The 17416-nt window shown below is 72.2% G+C and carries 17 protein-coding genes; 10 read left to right on the forward strand and 7 right to left on the reverse strand.

Going from position 1 to position 17416, the window contains the following annotated elements:
• The first annotated feature begins 55 nt into the window (after window positions 1-55).
• The gene (locus QSK21_RS11235; RefSeq protein WP_285695469.1) at window positions 56-442 is read left to right on the forward strand and encodes an SCO5389 family protein; all 387 of its coding nucleotides are present in this window, start codon (window positions 56-58) and stop codon (window positions 440-442) included.
• Between the two features lie 44 nt (window positions 443-486).
• On the opposite strand, the gene QSK21_RS11240 is transcribed toward QSK21_RS11235, so the two are convergent.
• Window positions 487-738 carry a hypothetical protein gene (locus tag QSK21_RS11240; protein WP_285695470.1) on the reverse strand — a complete coding sequence of 84 codons (252 nt, stop codon included), beginning with the start codon at window positions 736-738 and terminating at the stop codon, window positions 487-489.
• A gap of 116 nt (window positions 739-854) precedes the next feature.
• Between QSK21_RS11240 and QSK21_RS11245 the strand changes: the two genes are divergently transcribed.
• The 4 genes from QSK21_RS11245 to QSK21_RS11260 all read left to right on the forward strand — a co-directional run bounded on the left by QSK21_RS11245 (window position 855) and on the right by QSK21_RS11260 (window position 4469).
• Window positions 855-2429, forward strand: coding sequence for a 3-hydroxyacyl-CoA dehydrogenase family protein (locus tag QSK21_RS11245; protein WP_285695471.1), 1575 nt, complete (start codon window positions 855-857; stop codon window positions 2427-2429).
• Between the two features lie 47 nt (window positions 2430-2476).
• Window positions 2477-2770: an Rv1322 family protein gene (locus QSK21_RS11250; protein ID WP_285695472.1), complete on the forward strand. Its 294-nt coding sequence runs from the start codon at window positions 2477-2479 to the stop codon at window positions 2768-2770.
• A gap of 29 nt (window positions 2771-2799) precedes the next feature.
• A complete protein-coding gene (locus QSK21_RS11255) occupies window positions 2800-3531 on the forward strand; it encodes an alpha/beta hydrolase (RefSeq protein ID WP_285695473.1) in 732 nt (243 codons plus the stop codon).
• A gap of 146 nt (window positions 3532-3677) precedes the next feature.
• Entirely contained in the window at window positions 3678-4469 is a 792-nt protein-coding gene (locus QSK21_RS11260; RefSeq protein WP_285695474.1) for an alpha/beta fold hydrolase, read from the forward strand.
• A 31-nt stretch (window positions 4470-4500) separates the two neighbouring features.
• On the opposite strand, the gene QSK21_RS11265 is transcribed toward QSK21_RS11260, so the two are convergent.
• The 3 genes from QSK21_RS11265 to mce all read right to left on the reverse strand — a co-directional run bounded on the left by QSK21_RS11265 (window position 4501) and on the right by mce (window position 8341).
• Window positions 4501-5892, reverse strand: a complete 1392-nt coding sequence (locus QSK21_RS11265; RefSeq protein WP_285695475.1) for an AI-2E family transporter — start codon at window positions 5890-5892, stop codon at window positions 4501-4503.
• Window positions 5893-6107: 215 nt separating this feature from the next.
• Window positions 6108-7478, reverse strand: a complete 1371-nt coding sequence (locus QSK21_RS11270) for a DivIVA domain-containing protein (RefSeq protein ID WP_285695476.1) — start codon at window positions 7476-7478, stop codon at window positions 6108-6110.
• A gap of 422 nt (window positions 7479-7900) precedes the next feature.
• A complete protein-coding gene (gene mce / locus QSK21_RS11275) occupies window positions 7901-8341 on the reverse strand; it encodes a methylmalonyl-CoA epimerase (protein WP_285695478.1) in 441 nt (146 codons plus the stop codon).
• Between the two features lie 178 nt (window positions 8342-8519).
• On the opposite strand from mce, the gene QSK21_RS11280 reads away from it, so the two are divergent.
• On the forward strand, window positions 8520-9710 hold the full coding sequence (locus QSK21_RS11280; protein ID WP_285695479.1) for an acetyl-CoA C-acetyltransferase: 1191 nt from the start codon (window positions 8520-8522) through the stop codon (window positions 9708-9710).
• A gap of 63 nt (window positions 9711-9773) precedes the next feature.
• Here the strand turns inward: QSK21_RS11280 and QSK21_RS11285 are convergent, their stop codons facing one another.
• A complete protein-coding gene (locus QSK21_RS11285; protein WP_285695480.1) occupies window positions 9774-10436 on the reverse strand; it encodes a DUF4230 domain-containing protein in 663 nt (220 codons plus the stop codon).
• Between the two features lie 148 nt (window positions 10437-10584).
• On the opposite strand from QSK21_RS11285, the gene QSK21_RS11290 reads away from it, so the two are divergent.
• Window positions 10585-10905 carry a DUF3817 domain-containing protein gene (locus QSK21_RS11290; protein WP_285695481.1) on the forward strand — a complete coding sequence of 107 codons (321 nt, stop codon included), beginning with the start codon at window positions 10585-10587 and terminating at the stop codon, window positions 10903-10905.
• A gap of 85 nt (window positions 10906-10990) precedes the next feature.
• On the opposite strand, the gene QSK21_RS11295 is transcribed toward QSK21_RS11290, so the two are convergent.
• Together QSK21_RS11295 and QSK21_RS11300 are read right to left on the reverse strand one after the other, a co-directional pair.
• The gene (locus QSK21_RS11295; RefSeq protein WP_285695482.1) at window positions 10991-12316 is read right to left on the reverse strand and encodes a hypothetical protein; all 1326 of its coding nucleotides are present in this window, start codon (window positions 12314-12316) and stop codon (window positions 10991-10993) included.
• Complete coding sequence (locus QSK21_RS11300) at window positions 12309-13361, reverse strand: ATP-binding cassette domain-containing protein (RefSeq protein WP_285695483.1); 1053 nt, start codon at window positions 13359-13361, stop codon at window positions 12309-12311. The genes QSK21_RS11295 and QSK21_RS11300 overlap by 8 nt, the downstream gene beginning before the upstream one ends.
• Window positions 13362-13877: 516 nt before the next feature.
• On the opposite strand from QSK21_RS11300, the gene QSK21_RS11305 reads away from it, so the two are divergent.
• From QSK21_RS11305 to QSK21_RS11315, 3 genes are all read left to right on the forward strand, one after another.
• A complete protein-coding gene (locus QSK21_RS11305) occupies window positions 13878-14834 on the forward strand; it encodes a tetratricopeptide repeat protein (protein ID WP_285695485.1) in 957 nt (318 codons plus the stop codon).
• 9 nt (window positions 14835-14843) lie between these two features.
• Window positions 14844-15503, forward strand: a complete 660-nt coding sequence (locus QSK21_RS11310; RefSeq protein WP_285695486.1) for a cytidylate kinase-like family protein — start codon at window positions 14844-14846, stop codon at window positions 15501-15503.
• Window positions 15504-15654: 151 nt separating this feature from the next.
• The gene (locus QSK21_RS11315; protein WP_285695487.1) at window positions 15655-17034 is read left to right on the forward strand and encodes an NAD-dependent malic enzyme; all 1380 of its coding nucleotides are present in this window, start codon (window positions 15655-15657) and stop codon (window positions 17032-17034) included.
• Window positions 17035-17416: the final 382 nt, after the last annotated feature.

Here is a 17416-nt window from a genome sequence, read left to right on the forward strand (position 1 = left end):
TCACCGGTGGTGGATGGTCAACGCCCCTCGGATCCGGTGAAAGGAACCCCGGCCCATGTCCCTCGACGTGACCCCCGAACTCCTCGAGACGGCGCACCGGGGAGAGGTCGACGACGACGCGTTCGTCGAGTGCATCCGCACCTCCCTCCCCTACGCCTGGGAAATGATCAGCGGGCTGGTGGCCCGGCTACAGGTGGACGGCGGCGACTTCGCCGACAACCTCACGCCGCCGCCCGACGAGCAGTCCCGCGGCCAGTTGCTGCGGGTGCTGGCGAGCGACGCGATGCGCGGCTCGCTGGAGCGGTACTTCGGTGTGAAGCTCGCGTTCCAGAACTGTCACCGGGTCGCGGTGTTCCCGGACGGGTACTCGGCGGCGTACCGCAACTTCGTGACCGCCCGCGAGCAGATCCTCAACCAGTCCCCCGAACTGCGCGACTGCTGACCGCGTCCTGAGCAGGTGGCCGGGCCGGTCGCGGCCCGGCCATCTCATCGTTCCCCGTCCGCGGCGGCCGCCCGGACGGCGGGAAGCACCTCGCGACCCAGGCGGTCGATGTTGCGCAGCGTGGCCGCGTCCGACCCCGACGCCTCCACCAGAAGAATCAGGTGCCGGATGCCCGTGCGCCGCATCGTTTCGATCATCGTGCCGGCGCAGTCGGCGGGCGATCCGACCGGGTGCAGGCGGCACAGGTGCCGGGTGTAGGCGGCCGGGTCGCGTCTCGGCCGGGGACGGTCGTCCACGGGAAACGGGCCGCGAGCAGGAAGATCCCTACACGCACCACCCCGTACTACCAGGATCGGGGCACCGCCCACACCCGGTCTCGAGGCCGCGGCGCCGCTCTGCGACACTGCCGTTCATGAGCACTGGGTCGTTCAGCAAGGTCGGGGTCGTGGGGCTCGGCACGATGGGCGCGGGGATCGCCGAGGTGCTGGCCCGCGGTGGCCTGGACGTGGTCGGGATCGAGGTCGACGCGGGCGCGCTGGAACGCGGCCGCGGGCATCTGGAGAGCTCGACGGGACGGGCCGTCAAGCGCGGCAGGCTGACCGAGGAGGCTCAACAGGAGCTCCTCGGGCGGGTGGCGCTCTCCACCGACTTCGCCGAGCTGGGCTCCTGCGACCTGGTGATCGAGGCGGTGCCCGAGGCCATGGATCTCAAGCGCGGTGTGTTCGCCAGGCTCGACGAGGTGTGCCGGGCCGACGCGGTGCTGGCGACCAACACCTCCTCGCTGCCGGTGACCGAGATCGCCGCCTCCACCCGGCGTCCCGCCCAGGTCGTGGGCGTGCACTTCTTCAACCCCGCGCCGGTGATGCGGCTGGTCGAGGTCATCCGGACCGTGCTGACCGACCCCGATGCGGTACGGCGGGTCGAGGACCTGGTGCGGGCGCTCGGCAAGACCCCGGTGACCATCGGCGACCGGGCCGGGTTCGTCGCCAACCGGCTGCTGTTCGGCTACCTCAACCAGGCGGCCGGGATGCTGGAGTCAGGGCACGCCACCCGTGACGACATCGACACCGCGATGACGGCCGGGGCCGGGCTGCCGATGGGGCCGTTCACCCTCATGGACCTGATCGGGCTCGACACCTGCCTCGGTGTCCTGGAGGCGATCCACGCCGAGACACGGGACCGGCGCCACGCGCCGTCCCCCATCCTGTCCGAGCTGGTCAGGGCGGGCCTGCTGGGACGCAAGACCGGTCGCGGCTTCTACACCTACGGAGGGGACGGGCAGGACGAGGAGAAGGCCGAGTCGTCGTCCGAGAACCAGGGCAAGCCGTCGGTCGGCGTCGTCGGAGAAGGCTTCGAGGCCGTCATCGGCAAGGCCGACAAGGCGTGCCGCTTCCTCGCGGACGGCGCGGAGCTGGGCGACCTCACCGCCTGCGACCTGATCATCTTCGCGCCCGGCGCCACCGTGGAGGACCAACTGGCGGCGGCCGAGGCGGCGCGGACGGGCGCGATCCTGGCCGTGACCGATCCCGCGGTGCCGATCCTGCGGCAGGCGGTGGCCACCGGCCGTCCCGAGGACGTGGTGGGCCTGCGCCTGCCGGAGCCGGACGCCGGGCTCGTCGAGATCGCGACCACGGACGCCTGCGGCGCCGGCGTCGCGGATCGCGCCGCCGCCCTGATCTCCTCGCTCGGCCTCACGCCGGTGCGCTGCGGCGGCCGGGCCGGATTCATCGTGGACGCGCTGCGCTTCCCGTACCTCAACGACGCCGCCGCCATGCTCGGCTCGGGCTATGCCGGAGCGGACGACATCGACGCCGCGATGACGCTGGGCTGCGGCTACCCGACGGGCCCGATCGCCGACCTGGACCGGCTCGGCGCCGGCCTCGCCGTCGCCGTCCTGCGGGGCATGCACGCCGAGACCGGGGACCCGGCGCTGGTCCCCGTCCCGATGCTCCAGGAGCGCGCCGCGATGGGACGTCCGCTGCGCTGAGGCGACCGGAGGACGATCGGCCGCACAACCCTCCTATCCTGGACGCCATGAGCCCGCGCAAGAACCGCCGTGCCGTCTCCGGCCCGTCCCGTACGGGTGGCGGCGCCGGCCCGGACGGCGAGTGGAACGTCCGGACGATCGCCGGGGCCAACGCCACCAAGCCGTACCGCTGCCCGGGATGCGACCAGGAGATCCCGCCGGGCGTGGGCCATGTGGTCGCCTGGCCCGCCGACGGGCTCGGCGGGGCCGACGACCGCCGGCACTGGCATCGTCCCTGCTGGCAGGCGCGCGACCGGAGGGCACCGCGCCCGTTCCGGTCACGGGGCGCGCCGCGCTACTGAGCGTTTCCGACTTCTGAGGCAGGAGAGCGATGGGGGAGATCCGCGCGAGCACGGTGCTGCCCGCCCGCCGCGAGGCGATCACGCTGCACACCGCGGACGGGCTCGAACTGGTCGGCGAGCTGGCGCTGCCCGCCGACCGGCCCCCGGTGGCCACGCTGGTCTGCCTGCATCCGCTGCCGACCGCCGAGGGCATGATGGACAGCCATGTGCTGCGCAAGGCGTCCTTCCGGCTGCCCGCGCTGGCCGGGCTCGCGGTGCTGCGGTTCAACACGCGCGGGACGACCTCGGCGCACGGCACCAGCCAGGGGGAGTTCGGCGAGGGCGAGACCGAGCGGTTCGATGTCGCGGCGGCGCTGGAGTACGCCGAGTTCCACGACCTGCCCCACCCGTGGTTGCTCGGCTGGTCGTTCGGCACCGAGCTGGCCCTGAAGTGGGGCCGCGACCCGCTCGTCGAGGGCGCGGTGCTGCTCTCGCCGCCGCTGCGCCGCGCCGGTGACGCCGACCTGGACGCCTGGGCGGAGTTCGGACGTCCGCTGGTGGCGCTGGTGCCCGAGTTCGACGACTACCTGCGTCCGGCGGAGGCCAGGGAGCGGTTCACGCGGGTCCCGCAGGCCGAGGTGGTCGCGGTCGACGGGGCCAAGCACCTGTGGGTGGGCGAGCCCTACGTCCGGATCGTGCTGAACGAGATCGTCAAGCGGGTCGCCCCGGACGCCGCGCCGCTGCCCACCGAATGGGACGGCCTCTCCCAGAAAGCGGACTAACCGGTCGAAAAACCGCGACGGCCGATCGCGGCCACACCTTCCCGTCCGGCCCCGCTCCGGGGCGACGATGGCCTCACGGGCCCAGGACGGAGGCCGGTGGGAGGCGTTTCACCGGAGCGGCATCGACGCGGGAGGACCGGCGCCACATGACCGTGCAGCTCTACGCGAGGGACATCGGCACGGGCACCCCACTCGTCCTCCTGCACGCCTTCCCGCTGTCCTCGGCCATGTGGCTGGCGCAGCGCGAGGGCCTCGCCGGGCGCTTCCGCGTGGTCACCCCGGACCTGCGCGGCTTCGGCGGCTCCGTGCTCGGCGCGGACGAGCCGTCCATCGACCTCATGGCCGACGACGTGGCCATGCTGTTCCGGCGGCTGGGCATCGGCAGGGCGGTCGTCGGCGGCCTGTCCATGGGCGGGCACGTCGCGATGGCGCTGTGCCTGCGCCACCCCGACCTCGTCCTCGGCCTGGTGCTGGCCGGTGCCAAGGCCGGCGGCGACCCCGAGCCCGTGCGGCGGTCCCGGCTGCGGCAGGCCGAGATCCTCGAACGCGACGGCGACGTCGGCGTCCTCGTCGACGAGCTGCTGCCCGACCTGGTCGGCCCCACCACGTTGCGGCAGCGGGCCATGGTGTACGGGCGGGTGCGCGGCCTCGTCCAGGCCACCCCGGCGCGCGCCGCCGCCTGGGCGCAGCGGGCCATGGCCGCCCGCGCCGAGACGGCGGAGACGCTGCGCGAGCTGCGGGTCCCCACGCTGGTCATGGTGGGCGCGGAGGACACCCTCGCCACCGAGGAGGACGCCCGCGCCATGGCCGAGGCCATGCCCAACGCCGAGCCGATGGTCATCCCGCGCGCCGGGCACCTGTGCGCCGTCGAGCAGCCCGAGCTGTTCAACCAGACCGTCGCCGAGTTCGCCGCCGCCCTCGCCCGCGCCACGAAATAGGCCGTACCCGGAAACGGCCCGCACCCGGCGGCTAGATCGACTCCTGGCGCGGCAGCAGCACCTCGCGGATCACCAGGGAGATCGCCGCCGCGGTGGGGATGGCCAGCAGCGCCCCGATCACGCCGAACAGCGCCGCGCCGACCAGCGCCGCCACCACGGTCACCGCGGGCTGCACGTCCACCGTCCGCTTCATCACCCGCGGATAGACGAGATAGTTCTCCACCTGCTGGTAGATGATGTAGAAGACGAGGCTCGCGATGCCCTCGGGCACCCCGGTCAGGAACGCCACCAGCGTCACGATCACCGCCCCGATGGTCGCCCCGATCAGCGGGATCAGGTCGAGCACCGCCACGATCAGCGCCAGCGCCAGCGCGTACGGGACCCCGAGGATCTGCAGGAACACGTACGAGGTGACGCCCGCGATGAACGCGATGGTGAACTGGCCGGCCACGTACCCGCCGATCCGGTCCAGGATCTCGTCACCCAGCAGCGCCACCCTGGCCCGCCGCGAGCGCGGCACGAGCTGGTAGGCGAAGGTCTTGATCTGCGGCAGCGAGCTGAGGAAGTACAGCGTCAGGATCAGGACCGTGATCGTCTGGAAGGTGCCGCTGAGCGCCTGCCGGCCCACCTCGTAGGCCCGCTCGGCCAGCATCGACTGGAACCCGGGCTCGCTGATCTTGTTCTGTACCTGCTCCAGCAGCCGGTACCGCCGGTCCCACTCGGCGATCTGCGGGTTGTTCTGCAACTGCTGCACGTACTCCGGCACGTTGCGGGTCAGCGCCGTGATCTGCTCGGTGAGCGGCGGGACGAGCGAGGCCACGAACCCGGCGAAGAACAGGATCACGGCGAAGAACACCGCGGCCACCGACCAGCCGCGGGACAGCCCGAGCCGCTTCAGCCGCTCCACCGCCGGGTTGAGCCCGACCGCCAGGAACATCGCGACCACGATCATGACGATCACCGACTGGGCGCTCGCCGCCGCCCGGATCAGCAGCCAGGCCGTGATCACCCCGAGCGCGCCGATGAAACCGAACGTGAACGGATGCGAGGTCCCCATCGGCTGCCCGGGACGTCCGAACGGGAACCGGTGGTCCACGCCCGCTTCGAGCTTGCGCTGCTCGATGTCGTGCGCCGGGTCGGGGGTGCTCGCCTCGACCTTCCCCCGAACCGTCGGCACGGGAAGCCTTCTGCCGCCGTCGTCGCTCGGGAATTCGGGTTCGGTGTCGCTGTCGGTCGCTTCCTCCGTCACCTCGCCGGGCGGGCCGTCGGGCGTGTCGGCAGACGCGTCGTCGGGTGTGTCGCCGGGCGTGTCGCTGGGCGTGTTGCCGGGTGTGTCGCTGGGCGTGTCGTCTGAGGGCGGGGAGGGGTCGGGGACGGGTGAGCGCGCGGCGGCACCCTCCTCACCCGTGTCGTCGGGAGGCATGGGCTTATCCGTCTGGGGAGTCTCCTCGGCCATGCCAGCCTCCTCGCCCTGCCGCCGGGTTCCGTCCCGGCCCATACCGTTCAGACACTGAAAAGCCTAGAGGCGATCGCCGCCTCTAGGCTTTTCAGGTTCCGCCGTTCTCGCCGGCCGTGTCGTGCTGACGGGACGGACCGGGGACTACCACCCGCTCCCGGTTCACACCGGGCGTCGCGGGCTCACTCCTGCCACCAGTCCTCGTCGTCCTCGTCGTCCTTCTTGGCCTGCGCGTTCTTGGTGGCCGTCGGAGCCGCCTTGGAAGCAGACGCCGCAGCAGACGCCGAGGCAGACGCCGAGGCGGCCTTGGCCGGGCCGGAGGAGGGCGCCGCCGCGGGGGCGGGCTTGGGCTCGGGGGACGACAGCGCGGGCTTCTCCTGCACGGGCGCCAGCTCGTCCACGCCGCCCATCGCCGGGGCCACGCCGCCGATCAGCTGGCGTAGCTGGTTGAGGTGGCTGGTGATGCTGTCGCGCTGGCGGGTGAGCTCGTCCACCTGACGCTGGGCGGCGGTGCGCACCCGGTCGGCCTCGGCCTTGGTCTCGGCCAGCAGTTGCTCGGCCTGCGCCTTGGCCTCGGCGATGACGTTGTCGGAGTTCTTCCGCGCGTTGGCCATGAGCTGCTTGGCGTGCGAGTCGGCCTCGCGCCGGGTCTGCTCGGCCTGCTGGGTGGCCTTGGCGGCGCGCTGCTCGGCGGACGCGGCGCGCTGCTCGGCCTCGGCGACCAGCTTCTGGGTGGCCTGCTGGGCGGCGGCGTGCCGCTCGGCGTCCTGCCGGTCGGCCTCCTCGCGCCGGGCGGCGAGCTGGATCTCGAACTCGGCCTCGGCCTGGGCGCGCTGGGCCTCGCTCTCCTCCAGGATGCGCTGGGCCTGGGCGCGCATCTCGTCCGCCTGCCGCTTGGCGGTGGTGAGGATCTCGTCGCGCTCGCGCTTGGTGGAGGCGCGGAGCTGGGCGACCTCGCGCTCGGTGGTGGTGCGGAGCTTGGCGATCTCACGCTCGGCGGCGGCGCGCTTCTCGGCCACCTCGTGGTCGGCGGTGGCGCGGAGCTTGGCGACCTCGCGCTCGGTGGTGGAGGTCAGCTCGTCGGCCTCGCGCCGGGCGGACGTGCGCACGTCGTCGGCCTCGCGCTCGGCCGCGCTGCGCATCTCGTCGCACTCGCGCTGCGCGCTGGCGCGCAGCTCGCTGGCCTCGTTCTCGGTGGCCGCGCGCAGCTCGGCGGCGTCGACCTTGGCCGCGGCCTTGATCTCGTTGGCCTCGGACCTGGCGGCCTGGACGAGCTCGGTGGCCTGCTCCTCGGCGAGGCGCAGCAGCTGCTCGATACGGGCGCCGAGGCCCGAGTAGGTGGGGCGCTCCTGCTCCTGGAGCTGCCGATGCGCGTCCGACAGCTCACGCTGGAGGGCCTGGGTCGACTCGCGGGCCTGCCTGACCTCGTTGTCGAGTTGTTTGATGTGCTCGTCGACCTGGTGCCGGTCGTAGCCGCGAAGCACCACGTCGAACTCGCGTGGGGGTGTGTCTTCAAAGAAGTTGCTGAGCTGGGCGTCGATGTCGGACTGCATGTGGCTCAATCCTGATGTGACGGGGCTACGGGTGGTTCCGGGGACCGGTTGATCGCCTGGCCGCCGGGCCGGTCACCCGACGGCACGGGGCGCATGTGGCCCCAGACCTCTTCCGGCGAAAGAAGCGTACTCCGCGAGCTGCCGTGTTGGGGGCTCAACGGGATGCACCACGCGATTTGTCGTTCTTGCGAACTTGTCCCGGGTGTGTCGTCGTGCCCGAAGGCGGCTCGCCAAAAACCCTCAATTGCCACGAACTACCCCATCACACCCCGTGATGATCAATTGAACGGGCGGTGATCTCAATCACGTCACGATCGCGACCCCGCGGCCGGAATCGGTCCCGCGGGCCGACGCCGGCGCCTCCGGGCCTCCCAAGCCACCGGCCCTCACGGGGGCGCGGGTGCCTCAGCCCTCCGGGCGCCTCAGCCCTCGGGGCGCTCGTCCGCCTTCTGGACGAGCTCGGTCAGCACCCCGTGGCAATCCTTCGGATGCAGGAAATTGATCCGCGAGCCCATCGAGCCCCGGCGCGGCTCCTCGTACAGGACGCGCACGCCCTTGCCCGCGATGCCCGCCGCCTCGTCCGCCACGTCGCCGTCGGTGCCGAACGCGATGTGGTGCACGCCCTCGCCGTTCTTGGCGAGCCACTTCGCCACCGGCGAGTCGTCCCGGATCGGCTGAAGAAGCTGGAGGTAGCTGGCCGCGCCGTCCCCGGTCGAGTTGATTCTCAGCATCGCCTCGCGGACGCCCTGCTCCTCGTTCACCTCGATATGGACGTCGGTGAAGCCGTAGGTCCGCCGGTAGAAGTCCACCGTCGCCTCAAGGTCATGGCAGGCGATGCCGATGTGGTCGATCCGGGTCAGCATGGCGCTCCTCGCGGGACGTGCCCCAATGGGACGGGGCGGCCGGAATCGGGCTCGGTCGTCCTGGGTATCGTGGCAAACGTTGCACCGGACCTTTGTGGAGGCCCCCCACGATGACCGAGCTTGTGAGGGAAGCGATGAGCACGGCACGCCTGGCCATGAGGCGGACGAAGGAGGTCTCATGACCACGCGATCGGTGATCGTGGCCGGAGCGCGCACGCCGATCGGGCGCCTGCTCGGCTCGCTGAAGGACTTCACCGCCGTCGACCTCGGCGCGCACGCCATCCGCGCGGCGCTGGAGCGCGCGGGCGTGCCCGGCGACGCGGTGCAGTACGTGATCATGGGCCAGGTGCTCCAGGCGGGGGCGGGCCAGATCCCGTCCCGGCAGGCCGCGGTCAAGGCGGGCATCCCGATGAGCGTCCCCTCGATCACGATCAACAAGGTGTGCCTGTCGGGCCTGGACGCCATCGCGCTGGCCGACCAGCTCGTCCGGGCCGGCGAGTTCGACATCGTGGTGGCCGGCGGCATGGAGTCGATGACCGGCGCCCCGCACCTGATGCCCAAGTCGCGAGGCGGCTACAAGTACGGGTCGATCGAGGTCCTCGACCACATGGCGTACGACGCGCTCACCGACGCGTTCGACGGGCTGTCCATGGGCGAGTCCACCGAGCGGCACAGCGCCCGCGTGGGGATCGGCCGGGCCGAGCAGGACGAGTTCGCCGCCCGCTCGCACCAACGTGCCGCCGAGGCCATCAAGAACGGGGTCTTCGACGAGGAGATCGCCCCGGTGGAGATCCCCCAGCGGCGCGGCGAGCCCGTGATCTTCTCCGCCGACGAGGGGGTGCGCGGCGACACCACCGCCGAGACGCTGAGCCGGCTGCGCCCCGCGTTCAGCGAGGACGGCACCATCACCGCCGGGTCGTCCTCGCAGATCTCCGACGGCGCCGCGGCGGTCGTGGTGATGTCCAAGGCCAAGGCGCAGGAGCTGGGGCTGAGCTGGGTCGCGGAGATCGGCGCGCACGGCAACGTCGCGGGGCCGGACAACTCGCTGCTGTCCCAGCCGTCCAACGCGATCAGGCGCGCCCTGGCCAGGGAGGGCCTGGACGTCGCCGGCCTGGACCTCATCGAGATCAACGAGGCGTTCGCGGCCGTCGGCATCCAGTCGATGCGCGACCTGGGCGTCGGGCCCGAGAAGGTCAACGTCAACGGCGGCGCGATCGCCCTCGGCCACCCGGTCGGCATGTCGGGCGCCCGCATCGCCCTGCACCTGGCCTACGAGCTGAAGCGCCGTGGCGGCGGCACCGGCGCCGCCGCCCTGTGCGGTGGAGGCGGTCAAGGGGACGCCCTCATCCTCCGGGTGCCCGCGGCCTAGAGCCCGCTCGGGCGCCCGCCCGCCGTTCTCGCCTCTTGGGACGCTCCCATCTATTGGGACCGCCTATTGGGACGCGGTGTTCCGGACGGTCACGGTGGTGAAGCCCAGCGCCTTGAGCATGTTCTGGAGCATCAGCCTGGTGTTCTGGTCGGCGCGTTCGCGCAGGCCGCTCTGCGCGGCGGCCGCCTGGATCTTCTGGGCCGCGAGTACGTAGAGCTGCTGCTGATCGGCGGGGTTGCCGCTGAAGAAGTCGCCGGCGCGGTTGATCAGGCCGCGTTCGGTGGCGAAGACGTAGCTGCGCTTGGGGTCGAGGTTGGTCGGTTCGAGCTGTGCGCGCGGCAGCCGTACCGTCGCGGCCGTCCGGTCCTCGTTCACGGTCACCGCTCCCGAGCCGAGCTTGGCGAAGTCGACATAGGCGTCCACCGAGCCGTGCCCGACGAAGAGGGTGCGCGAGCCGCGTATCGCGTCCGGGAGGAACTTGGCGTCCTTCTCCAGGTCCACGACCACCTGGAAGTTGCCGGAGGCCGCCTCGAACCGGGCCAGGTCGCGGATCGACTGGAGCACCACGGGCCCGCTGCGGTCCCTGGTCTCCTCCTCGAAGGGGTTGATCCAGTCGGGGAGCATCCGCATCGCCTGCTGTCCGGCCAGGACCACGGCGGCGGTCAGGACGACGACGGCCGCCAGGACGCCCCAGCCCCGCCGTCCGCTTCGTTCGGAAGGTGCCATGCGGAGGGGCATTCCCGGCGGACGGGGCCGGTCACCTTACCTCGCGGTTCCGGATGTGAGCGAATGCGAGCGAACGTGAGCGAAGGCGTGTGATCAGGGCCATACGCCTGTCCGAAACACTCCGGGACTGCGTGTACGTTGACGTGCTGTGGACACCGTTCGAGCACTCAGGTACGTCTCCATCGGGGAGGCGACCTCGTTCCTCGTACTGCTGCTGATCGCGATGCCGCTCAAGTACGGAGCGGACATCCCGCAGGCTGTGTCGCTGGTAGGACCCATCCACGGGGTCCTGTTCCTGGCGTACATCGCGCTGGTGGTCGCGGCGCGCGAGGCCCTGGGATGGGATCTGAGGCGCACGGTGTTGGCACTGGTCGCAGGGGTGCTTCCGGTGGCGCCGTTCCTGGTGGAGCGCTACTGGGTCAAGCCGGCCGGGTCCGTCGACCGAGCGGTCGACGAGGCCACGGCCTGAAGCTCTGCATGGCCGCGGCGGGTCTGGGGGGTCCTGCTGCGGCCATGCAGGGATCATCTCCCGCACCCTCTTCGGGGGGCCGTCCCTACTTGGGAAGTCCGTCCGCCCCGCGTGGTTCCAGCGGACGCGGTGACGGGCGCGGAGCGTCCGCCGGGCGCGGTGTGACCGACAGCCGGAAGTCGCGGGCCGCGAGCGCGCAGCTCTGGTAGTTCGCGTAGTGGGTACGCAGCCAGCCGCGCCGCTGCTCCTCCGTCCACTGCCCGAACCTGCGCGCCGTCCGCGTGTCCGTGATGGGGGGTGCCGCCCGGCCGAGCAGCCAGGCGTCGACCAGCGCGCGGTAACCGGGGTTGCGGGGGGACGCGCATGCCTGTGCGTCGGCCAGTGAGCGCATGATCTGCCGTACGGCGCGTACCTCGTAGCCGGGGGACAGCTCGTCGTCGAGATGGATGGACGCCGTCCCGCCCGCGACCGTGGCGGGTTCCGTGGCGGGACGCTGCACGACGCGGTTGAACTCGCCGGGTGTGCCGCTGAGACGGGTCGCCAACGGTGTCGTCGCCGTCATGAGCGCGGGCAGCGCCGACCGTAGCGCTGGGTGCACGCACACCGTCAGCGGCCATTCGCGGCATGCCAGGCGCACCGGTGCCGGGACGACCGCGCTGCCTCCGGAGCCCTGGAGGCCCGTCATCGCGTTCCCCGTCACCAGCAGCGCGAGCACCATCGGGACCGCCACGGCGCGGCGCCGCGTCACCCACCCCACGTAGGCGAGCACCAGCGCCGCCGTGACGCCCATCGCCCACACCGTCTGATCCGCCAGCACGCTCGTGCGCAGCACGGTGAACAGCTCGACATGGTCGAGCGCCGCCGGGGGCAGCAGGCTCCACCACGACGTCCCGGGCGGGCGCAGCGCCGCCCACAGCCAGGTCAGCGCCGCGACCGCGACCACCGTCGCGGGACGCGGCACGGCCCGCCCCGCCAGATAGCCGATCACCACGTGCAGCACGAGGGACGCCGTGCCCGCCAGCAGCCCGAGCGGGTAGGGGTGCCCGGCCTCCTGCCGCAGCATGGTCTCGACGGTCACGGCGACCGTCACCGCCCCGTACGCCAGCGCCGCCGCCCCCGCGAGCAGCAGCAGGTCGAGCAGGGCGCCGGTGGCCGGGGAACGCGGCGAGAGGTCCCTCAGGTAGTTCAGGCCGCGCTCGCGTACCGCCGTCCAGGCGGCCAGCCCCGCGGCGACGGGACCCAGCAGCCGCACGGAGTTGATCAGCGCGACCACCGAGTTGTCCCAGTACCCCACGCCCGGGACCAGGGACCGCCAGGCGGTCACGATCCCGATCCCCGCCAGCAGCGGGACGGCGAGCAGCAGTGCCGCACGCCGCGCGTCGAGCCGGAGCACCCGCCCCAGCTCAGACACCGGCGCCGCTCCTCGCGGGCCGCCGTGCGGCGTGGTTCCCGGGACGGACCGCCACGGCCTGCTTCTCCGCGGGCAGCGGAGGCTCACCGCCCGCGGGATGGGCAGCGGCCCCCGCGTGCACGGCGGGGCGGGCGTCTTTGGACGGGCACGTCTGGACGAACTTGCCTGCATGGTCGATGGGATGGGGAGAAGGCGGAGGAAGCGCACCGGGCTGACCGGGCTGATCGGGCGGGCCGGAGGGCGTTTCAGGGGCTTGGACGGTTTCAGGGGCTTGGACGACCGTGCACGGGAGGGGCCTGGGGTTCGGCGCCGGGACGGGGACGCACGGCGCGGGTTCGCCCCCCGCCGATGTCGGGGCGCGGGGCGCCGAGGTGGCGCGGGACGGTGAGGCCGCACGGCGTGCCGAGGTCACACGGGGCGCGGAGGGGAGCAGGGCGGCGGAGGGCGCGGGACGGGGCGGGTAACGGGTCAGGCGCCCCCGGGCCAGCGTGTGGACCTCGCGGCACCAGGGGGCCAGGTGCTCGGGTCGGGCGCCGGAGACCACCACGGTGGGCGCCAGCGACCGGATCAGCGGGATCAGATCGGCGAGCGCGGCCTCGTCGGCGGTGGTGCGGCGCGCGTACAGCTCGTCGAGCGGATCGTCCAGGACGACGAGCTCGGGATCGTGGACGCACGCGGCGGCGAGCCCGGCGCGCAGCCGCACGTCCGGCGGGAGCAGCCCGAGCTCGGTGCGGCTCGAGTCGGCGACGTCGAGCCTTTTCATGATGTCGCGCGCTGCCGGCGCGCGCACCCGCTTGTAATAGGCCGCGTAGGTCACCAGTTCCTCGGTCGTCATGTTCCGGGCCCACTGGAACCTGCCGGGAAGGAAACCGATCCGCGCCCGGGCGGCGCGCAGGCCCCTGGCCGTCCCGATGTCATGCCCCAGAATTCTCAGCGCGCCGGAATGCGGCCGGCGCAATGTCGCGAACGTGGCCAGCAGAGTGGATTTACCGGCACCCGGTGGACCGGCCACGCCGATCACGCCTTCGGCCATGCCGAAGGCCACCGGGCGCAGGAGCCACCGCCCCCCGCGGCGGACACCCATCCCTTGGGCCACGATCGCGGAACGCTCCGCGATCACACTTAACCCCCCATTGTTCCGTCATGCGATTCAGTGGCGGCCTGGAGGGGCACCGATGGCCATTCCGTGCCGTGGCGCGTGTTCCGCTAGGGCCGGATCTCCTGCGAGCCCGGCGGCGAGCCCCGTTTGCCGTCGCACCATGCATCGACTCGGTGACTATAACCGTGCTTGGCGATAGCTGTCAGCCTTCTTTCAGGTCTGCCGCCTGGGGTCCTGGATTCTTTGCCTTCGGCAAGAACGGCCGAATTCCTTTATTCGGCGTTATGTCGGGTGCAGTGCGGCCGAGCCGGGCTGAAGGCGGCCGGATCACCCCGTACCGGACGTCCAGGCGGGCGGGCGACGGGTCCGGTGACAGGTCCGCCGGAGGGTCCCGCGCAAAGCGTGCTCAGCTAGCGGCGTACGGACGTACGGACCGCGGCGTTCATGCGGCAGGATGGACCCATGCCTTCTCGGGACTTTTCGTTGCACGGGGCCATCGACCTGGGGGCGCGCCAGGCCGCCGCCAAGAGGCAACAGGAACGCCAGGCGAACGCGGGCACGTCGGGTGCGCCGGGCGGCGACGGCGGTGGCGGCGCCTACGTCGTGGACGTGACCGACCAGACCTTCAACACCGAGGTGGTGGAGCGGTCGCGCACCGTTCCGGTGCTCGTCGACTTCTGGGCCGAATGGTGCGGGCCGTGCAAGCAGCTCGGCCCGATCCTGGAGAAGCTGGCGGGCGAGGCCGCGGGCAAATGGATCCTCGCCAAGGTCGACATCGACGCCAACCCGGCGCTCGCCCAGTACATGCAGCAGATGGGCGTGCGCGGCATCCCGTTCGTCGCCGCCGTCGTGGGCGGGCAGCTCCTGCCGTTCCTGAACGGCGCCGCCCCCGAGCCACAGGTGCGGCAGGCCATCGACCAGCTCTTCGAGGCGCTGCGCAAGGAGGGCCTCATCCCCGACGGCGCGGGCGCCCCGGACGGGCAGGGCGCGCAGGCGCAGCCGCAGGCCGACCCGGTGTACGCCGAGGCCGAGGCAGCCCTGCAGAAGGGCGACCTGGACGGCGCCAAGGCCGCCTTCCAGCGCATCCTCGACAAGTCCCCGCAGGACGCCGACGCCAAGCGCGGCCTGGCGCTGGTGGAGCTCAGCCTGCGCGTCAGGTCCCTGGACGCGCTCCAGGTCATCAAGGAGGCCGAGGAACGTCCCACCGACGTGCGGGCACAGACCCAGGCGGCCGACGTCGAACTGGTCTCCGGCCGCATCGAAGACGCCTTCGACCGGCTGGTGGCCACCGTCCGGCGCACCTCCGGGGACGACCGCGACACCGCGCGCAAGCACCTGCTCACCCTCTTCGAGGTCATGCCCTCGGACGACCCGCGCGTGGGCAAGGCCCGCCGCGGCCTCCAGTCGGCGCTGTTCTGACGGAACCCCGTGAGCGCGCGCGTCGTCACGGTCTCCGCCACGTTCGGCGCGGGCGGCAGCTCGATCGGCCCCGCCGTCGCCGACGCGCTGGGCCTGCCCTTCGTCGACCGCGCGATCCCCGTCTCCGTCGCCGCCGAGATCGGCTGCACCCTCGAAGAGGTCCTCGCGCACGACGACCGTGCCGAAAGGGGCCTCGGGCGGCTGCTCGCCAACGCCGCCAAGCTGCCCAGCGCCACCCTCGGCGGCATGGACGTCTACCTGCCCGGCACCGCGTTCGTCCCGGAAGAGGAGTTCGTCTCCCACACCGAACGGTTCATCCGGCAGGTCGCGCGCGAGGACGGCGGCGTGATCCTCGGCCGCGCCGGGGCCCTGGTGCTCGCCGACCACCCCCAGGCGCTGCACGTCAGGCTGGACGGCGCCCGCGAACGGCGGCTCGGCCGTGCCCTGCGGACGGCGGACAGGACGGACGAGGTGCCCCGGACCGGGACGTCCCGGCGCGCCATGGAGCGTATGCTCGATGACAATGACCGCGCACGGGCGGCCTACGTGAAGCACTTCTACGGGGCCGATCCCGCCGATCCGCGGCTCTACCACCTCGTGGTCGACACCACGAGGCTCCCCGAGCCCGCCGCCGTCGACCTCATCGTCAGCGCGGCGCGGGCGCTCTGAGGTGGCCCCGGGGGGCACCCTTCCCGGGACGGTCCGAGCCGGCAGGACGGCGAACCCGGGCGGCGGCCCCCCACGGACGCGCCGCGGGACGCGCCCGAGCGGAACAACGACGTACCCGGTAGAGATACCCGGTAGTAGAGGGGAACAAGTCGTGGCGAGCGTGCCCAGCGTGTCGTACTCCATCACCGTCCGCCTGGAGGTTCCGGCGGGCGGCAAGGCCGTCAGCCAGATCACCCACGTGGTGGAGAACGCCGGCGGCATCGTCACCGCCCTCGACGTCAACACCGCCGGGCACGAGACGCTCCGGATCGACGTCACCATCGCCACCCGCGACACCGAGCACGCCGAGTCCATCGCCGCGGCCCTCGAACAGATCGACGCCGTCCACATCCACAAGGTCAGCGACCGCACCTTCCTCATGCACCTCGGCGGCAAGATCGAGATGCAGTCCAAGGTGCCGCTGCGCAACCGCGACGAACTGTCCATGGCCTACACGCCCGGTGTGGCACGGGTCTCGCTGGCCATCGCCCGCAACCCCGAGGACGTCCGGCGGCTCACCATCAAGCGCAACAGCGTCGCCGTCGTCACCGACGGCTCCGCCGTCCTCGGCCTCGGCAACATCGGCCCGCAGGCCGCCCTGCCCGTCATGGAGGGCAAGGCCGCCCTGTTCAAACGGTTCGCCGGGATCGACGCCTGGCCGATCTGCCTGGACACCCAGGACACCGACGAGATCGTCCGTACCGTCCAGATCCTCGCGCCCGCCTTCGGCGGCATCAACCTGGAGGACATCTCCGCGCCCCGCTGCTTCGAGGTCGAGGCCAGGCTCCGCGACCTCCTGGACATCCCCGTCTTCCACGACGACCAGCACGGCACCGCGATCTGCGTCCTGGCCGCCCTGACCAACGCGCTGCGCGTCGTCGGCAAGGACATCGGCGCCGTGCGGATCACCATGGCCGGTGCCGGCGCCGCCGGCACCGCCATCCTCAAACTGCTCATGCACGCCGGCGCCACCGACATGATCGTCTGCGACTACAAGGGAGCGGTCCACAAGGGCCGCGACGACCTCGACGACTCCCTCCGCTGGATCGCCGAGCACACCAACGCCGACGGCTACACCGGCGACCTGCGCGGCGCCGTCAAGGGCGCCGACGTGTTCATCGGCGTCTCCGCCCCCGGCATCCTCACCGGCGGCGACATCGCCGCCATGAACGACGACGCCATCGTGTTCGCCCTCGCCAACCCCGAACCCGAGATCGCCCCCGACCAGGCCCGCGAACACGCCGCCGTCGTCGCCACCGGCCGCAGCGACTACCCCAACCAGATCAACAACGTGCTCGCCTTCCCCGGCGTCTTCCGCGGCCTCCTGGACGCCCAAGCCGACGGCGTCACCCAGGACATGCTCCTCGCCGCCGCCACCGCCCTGGCCGCCGTTGTCACCGACGACGAACTCGGCCCGAACTACATCATCCCCAGCGTCTTCCACGCCGACGTAGCCTCCAGCGTGGCCGCCGCGGTGAGGGAAGCTGTGTAGCTGTGACATATGTGGGGGGCGTGTCATTGTGGGGGGGCGTGTCATTGTGGGGGGCGACCCCCCACACCCCCCGGTGCGGGGCCAGCGGACCCCGCCGCTCGCCTTGACGGCTCGCGGCGGTGCCCACTGACCCCGGGTAGGGGCTCCGCCCCTACGACCCCGGCAGGGGGCTCCGCCCCCTGCACCCCCTTAGGGCTTGGCCCCTTCGGTCTCACTGGGGTGGCTCGGTCGACTGCCGATGCGTTCCGCTGTGGCGTCTCCACCCCGGCGGGGCGCTGTGTCATTGTGGGGGGCGACCTTCCCCACCCCCGAAAGGGTGCAGCGATCCCCGCCGACCCTTGGTAGGGGCTCCGCCCCTACGACCCCGGCAGGGGGCTTCGCC

Origin of the sequence: Actinomadura sp. NBRC 104412, assembly GCF_030269515.1 — a bacterium.
In the GTDB taxonomy this organism is placed as follows: Bacteria; Actinomycetota; Actinomycetes; order Streptosporangiales; family Streptosporangiaceae; genus Spirillospora.

Bases quoted from the DNA above. Each gene is read 5' to 3' on its own strand.
- QSK21_RS11235 (WP_285695469.1), top strand. From the start codon at position 56: ATGTCCCTCGACGTGACCCCCGAACTCCTCGAGACGGCGCACCGGGGA.
- QSK21_RS11245 (WP_285695471.1), top strand. From the start codon at position 855: ATGAGCACTGGGTCGTTCAGCAAGGTCGGGGTCGTGGGGCTCGGCACG.
- QSK21_RS11250 (WP_285695472.1), top strand. From the start codon at position 2,477: ATGAGCCCGCGCAAGAACCGCCGTGCCGTCTCCGGCCCGTCCCGTACG.
- QSK21_RS11255 (WP_285695473.1), top strand. From the start codon at position 2,800: ATGGGGGAGATCCGCGCGAGCACGGTGCTGCCCGCCCGCCGCGAGGCG.
- QSK21_RS11260 (WP_285695474.1), top strand. From the start codon at position 3,678: ATGACCGTGCAGCTCTACGCGAGGGACATCGGCACGGGCACCCCACTC.
- QSK21_RS11265 (WP_285695475.1), bottom strand. From the start codon at position 5,892: ATGCCTCCCGACGACACGGGTGAGGAGGGTGCCGCCGCGCGCTCACCC.
- QSK21_RS11270 (WP_285695476.1), bottom strand. From the start codon at position 7,478: ATGCAGTCCGACATCGACGCCCAGCTCAGCAACTTCTTTGAAGACACA.
- mce (WP_285695478.1), bottom strand. From the start codon at position 8,341: ATGCTGACCCGGATCGACCACATCGGCATCGCCTGCCATGACCTTGAG.
- QSK21_RS11280 (WP_285695479.1), top strand. From the start codon at position 8,520: ATGACCACGCGATCGGTGATCGTGGCCGGAGCGCGCACGCCGATCGGG.
- QSK21_RS11285 (WP_285695480.1), bottom strand. From the start codon at position 10,436: ATGGCACCTTCCGAACGAAGCGGACGGCGGGGCTGGGGCGTCCTGGCG.
- QSK21_RS11305 (WP_285695485.1), top strand. From the start codon at position 13,878: ATGCCTTCTCGGGACTTTTCGTTGCACGGGGCCATCGACCTGGGGGCG.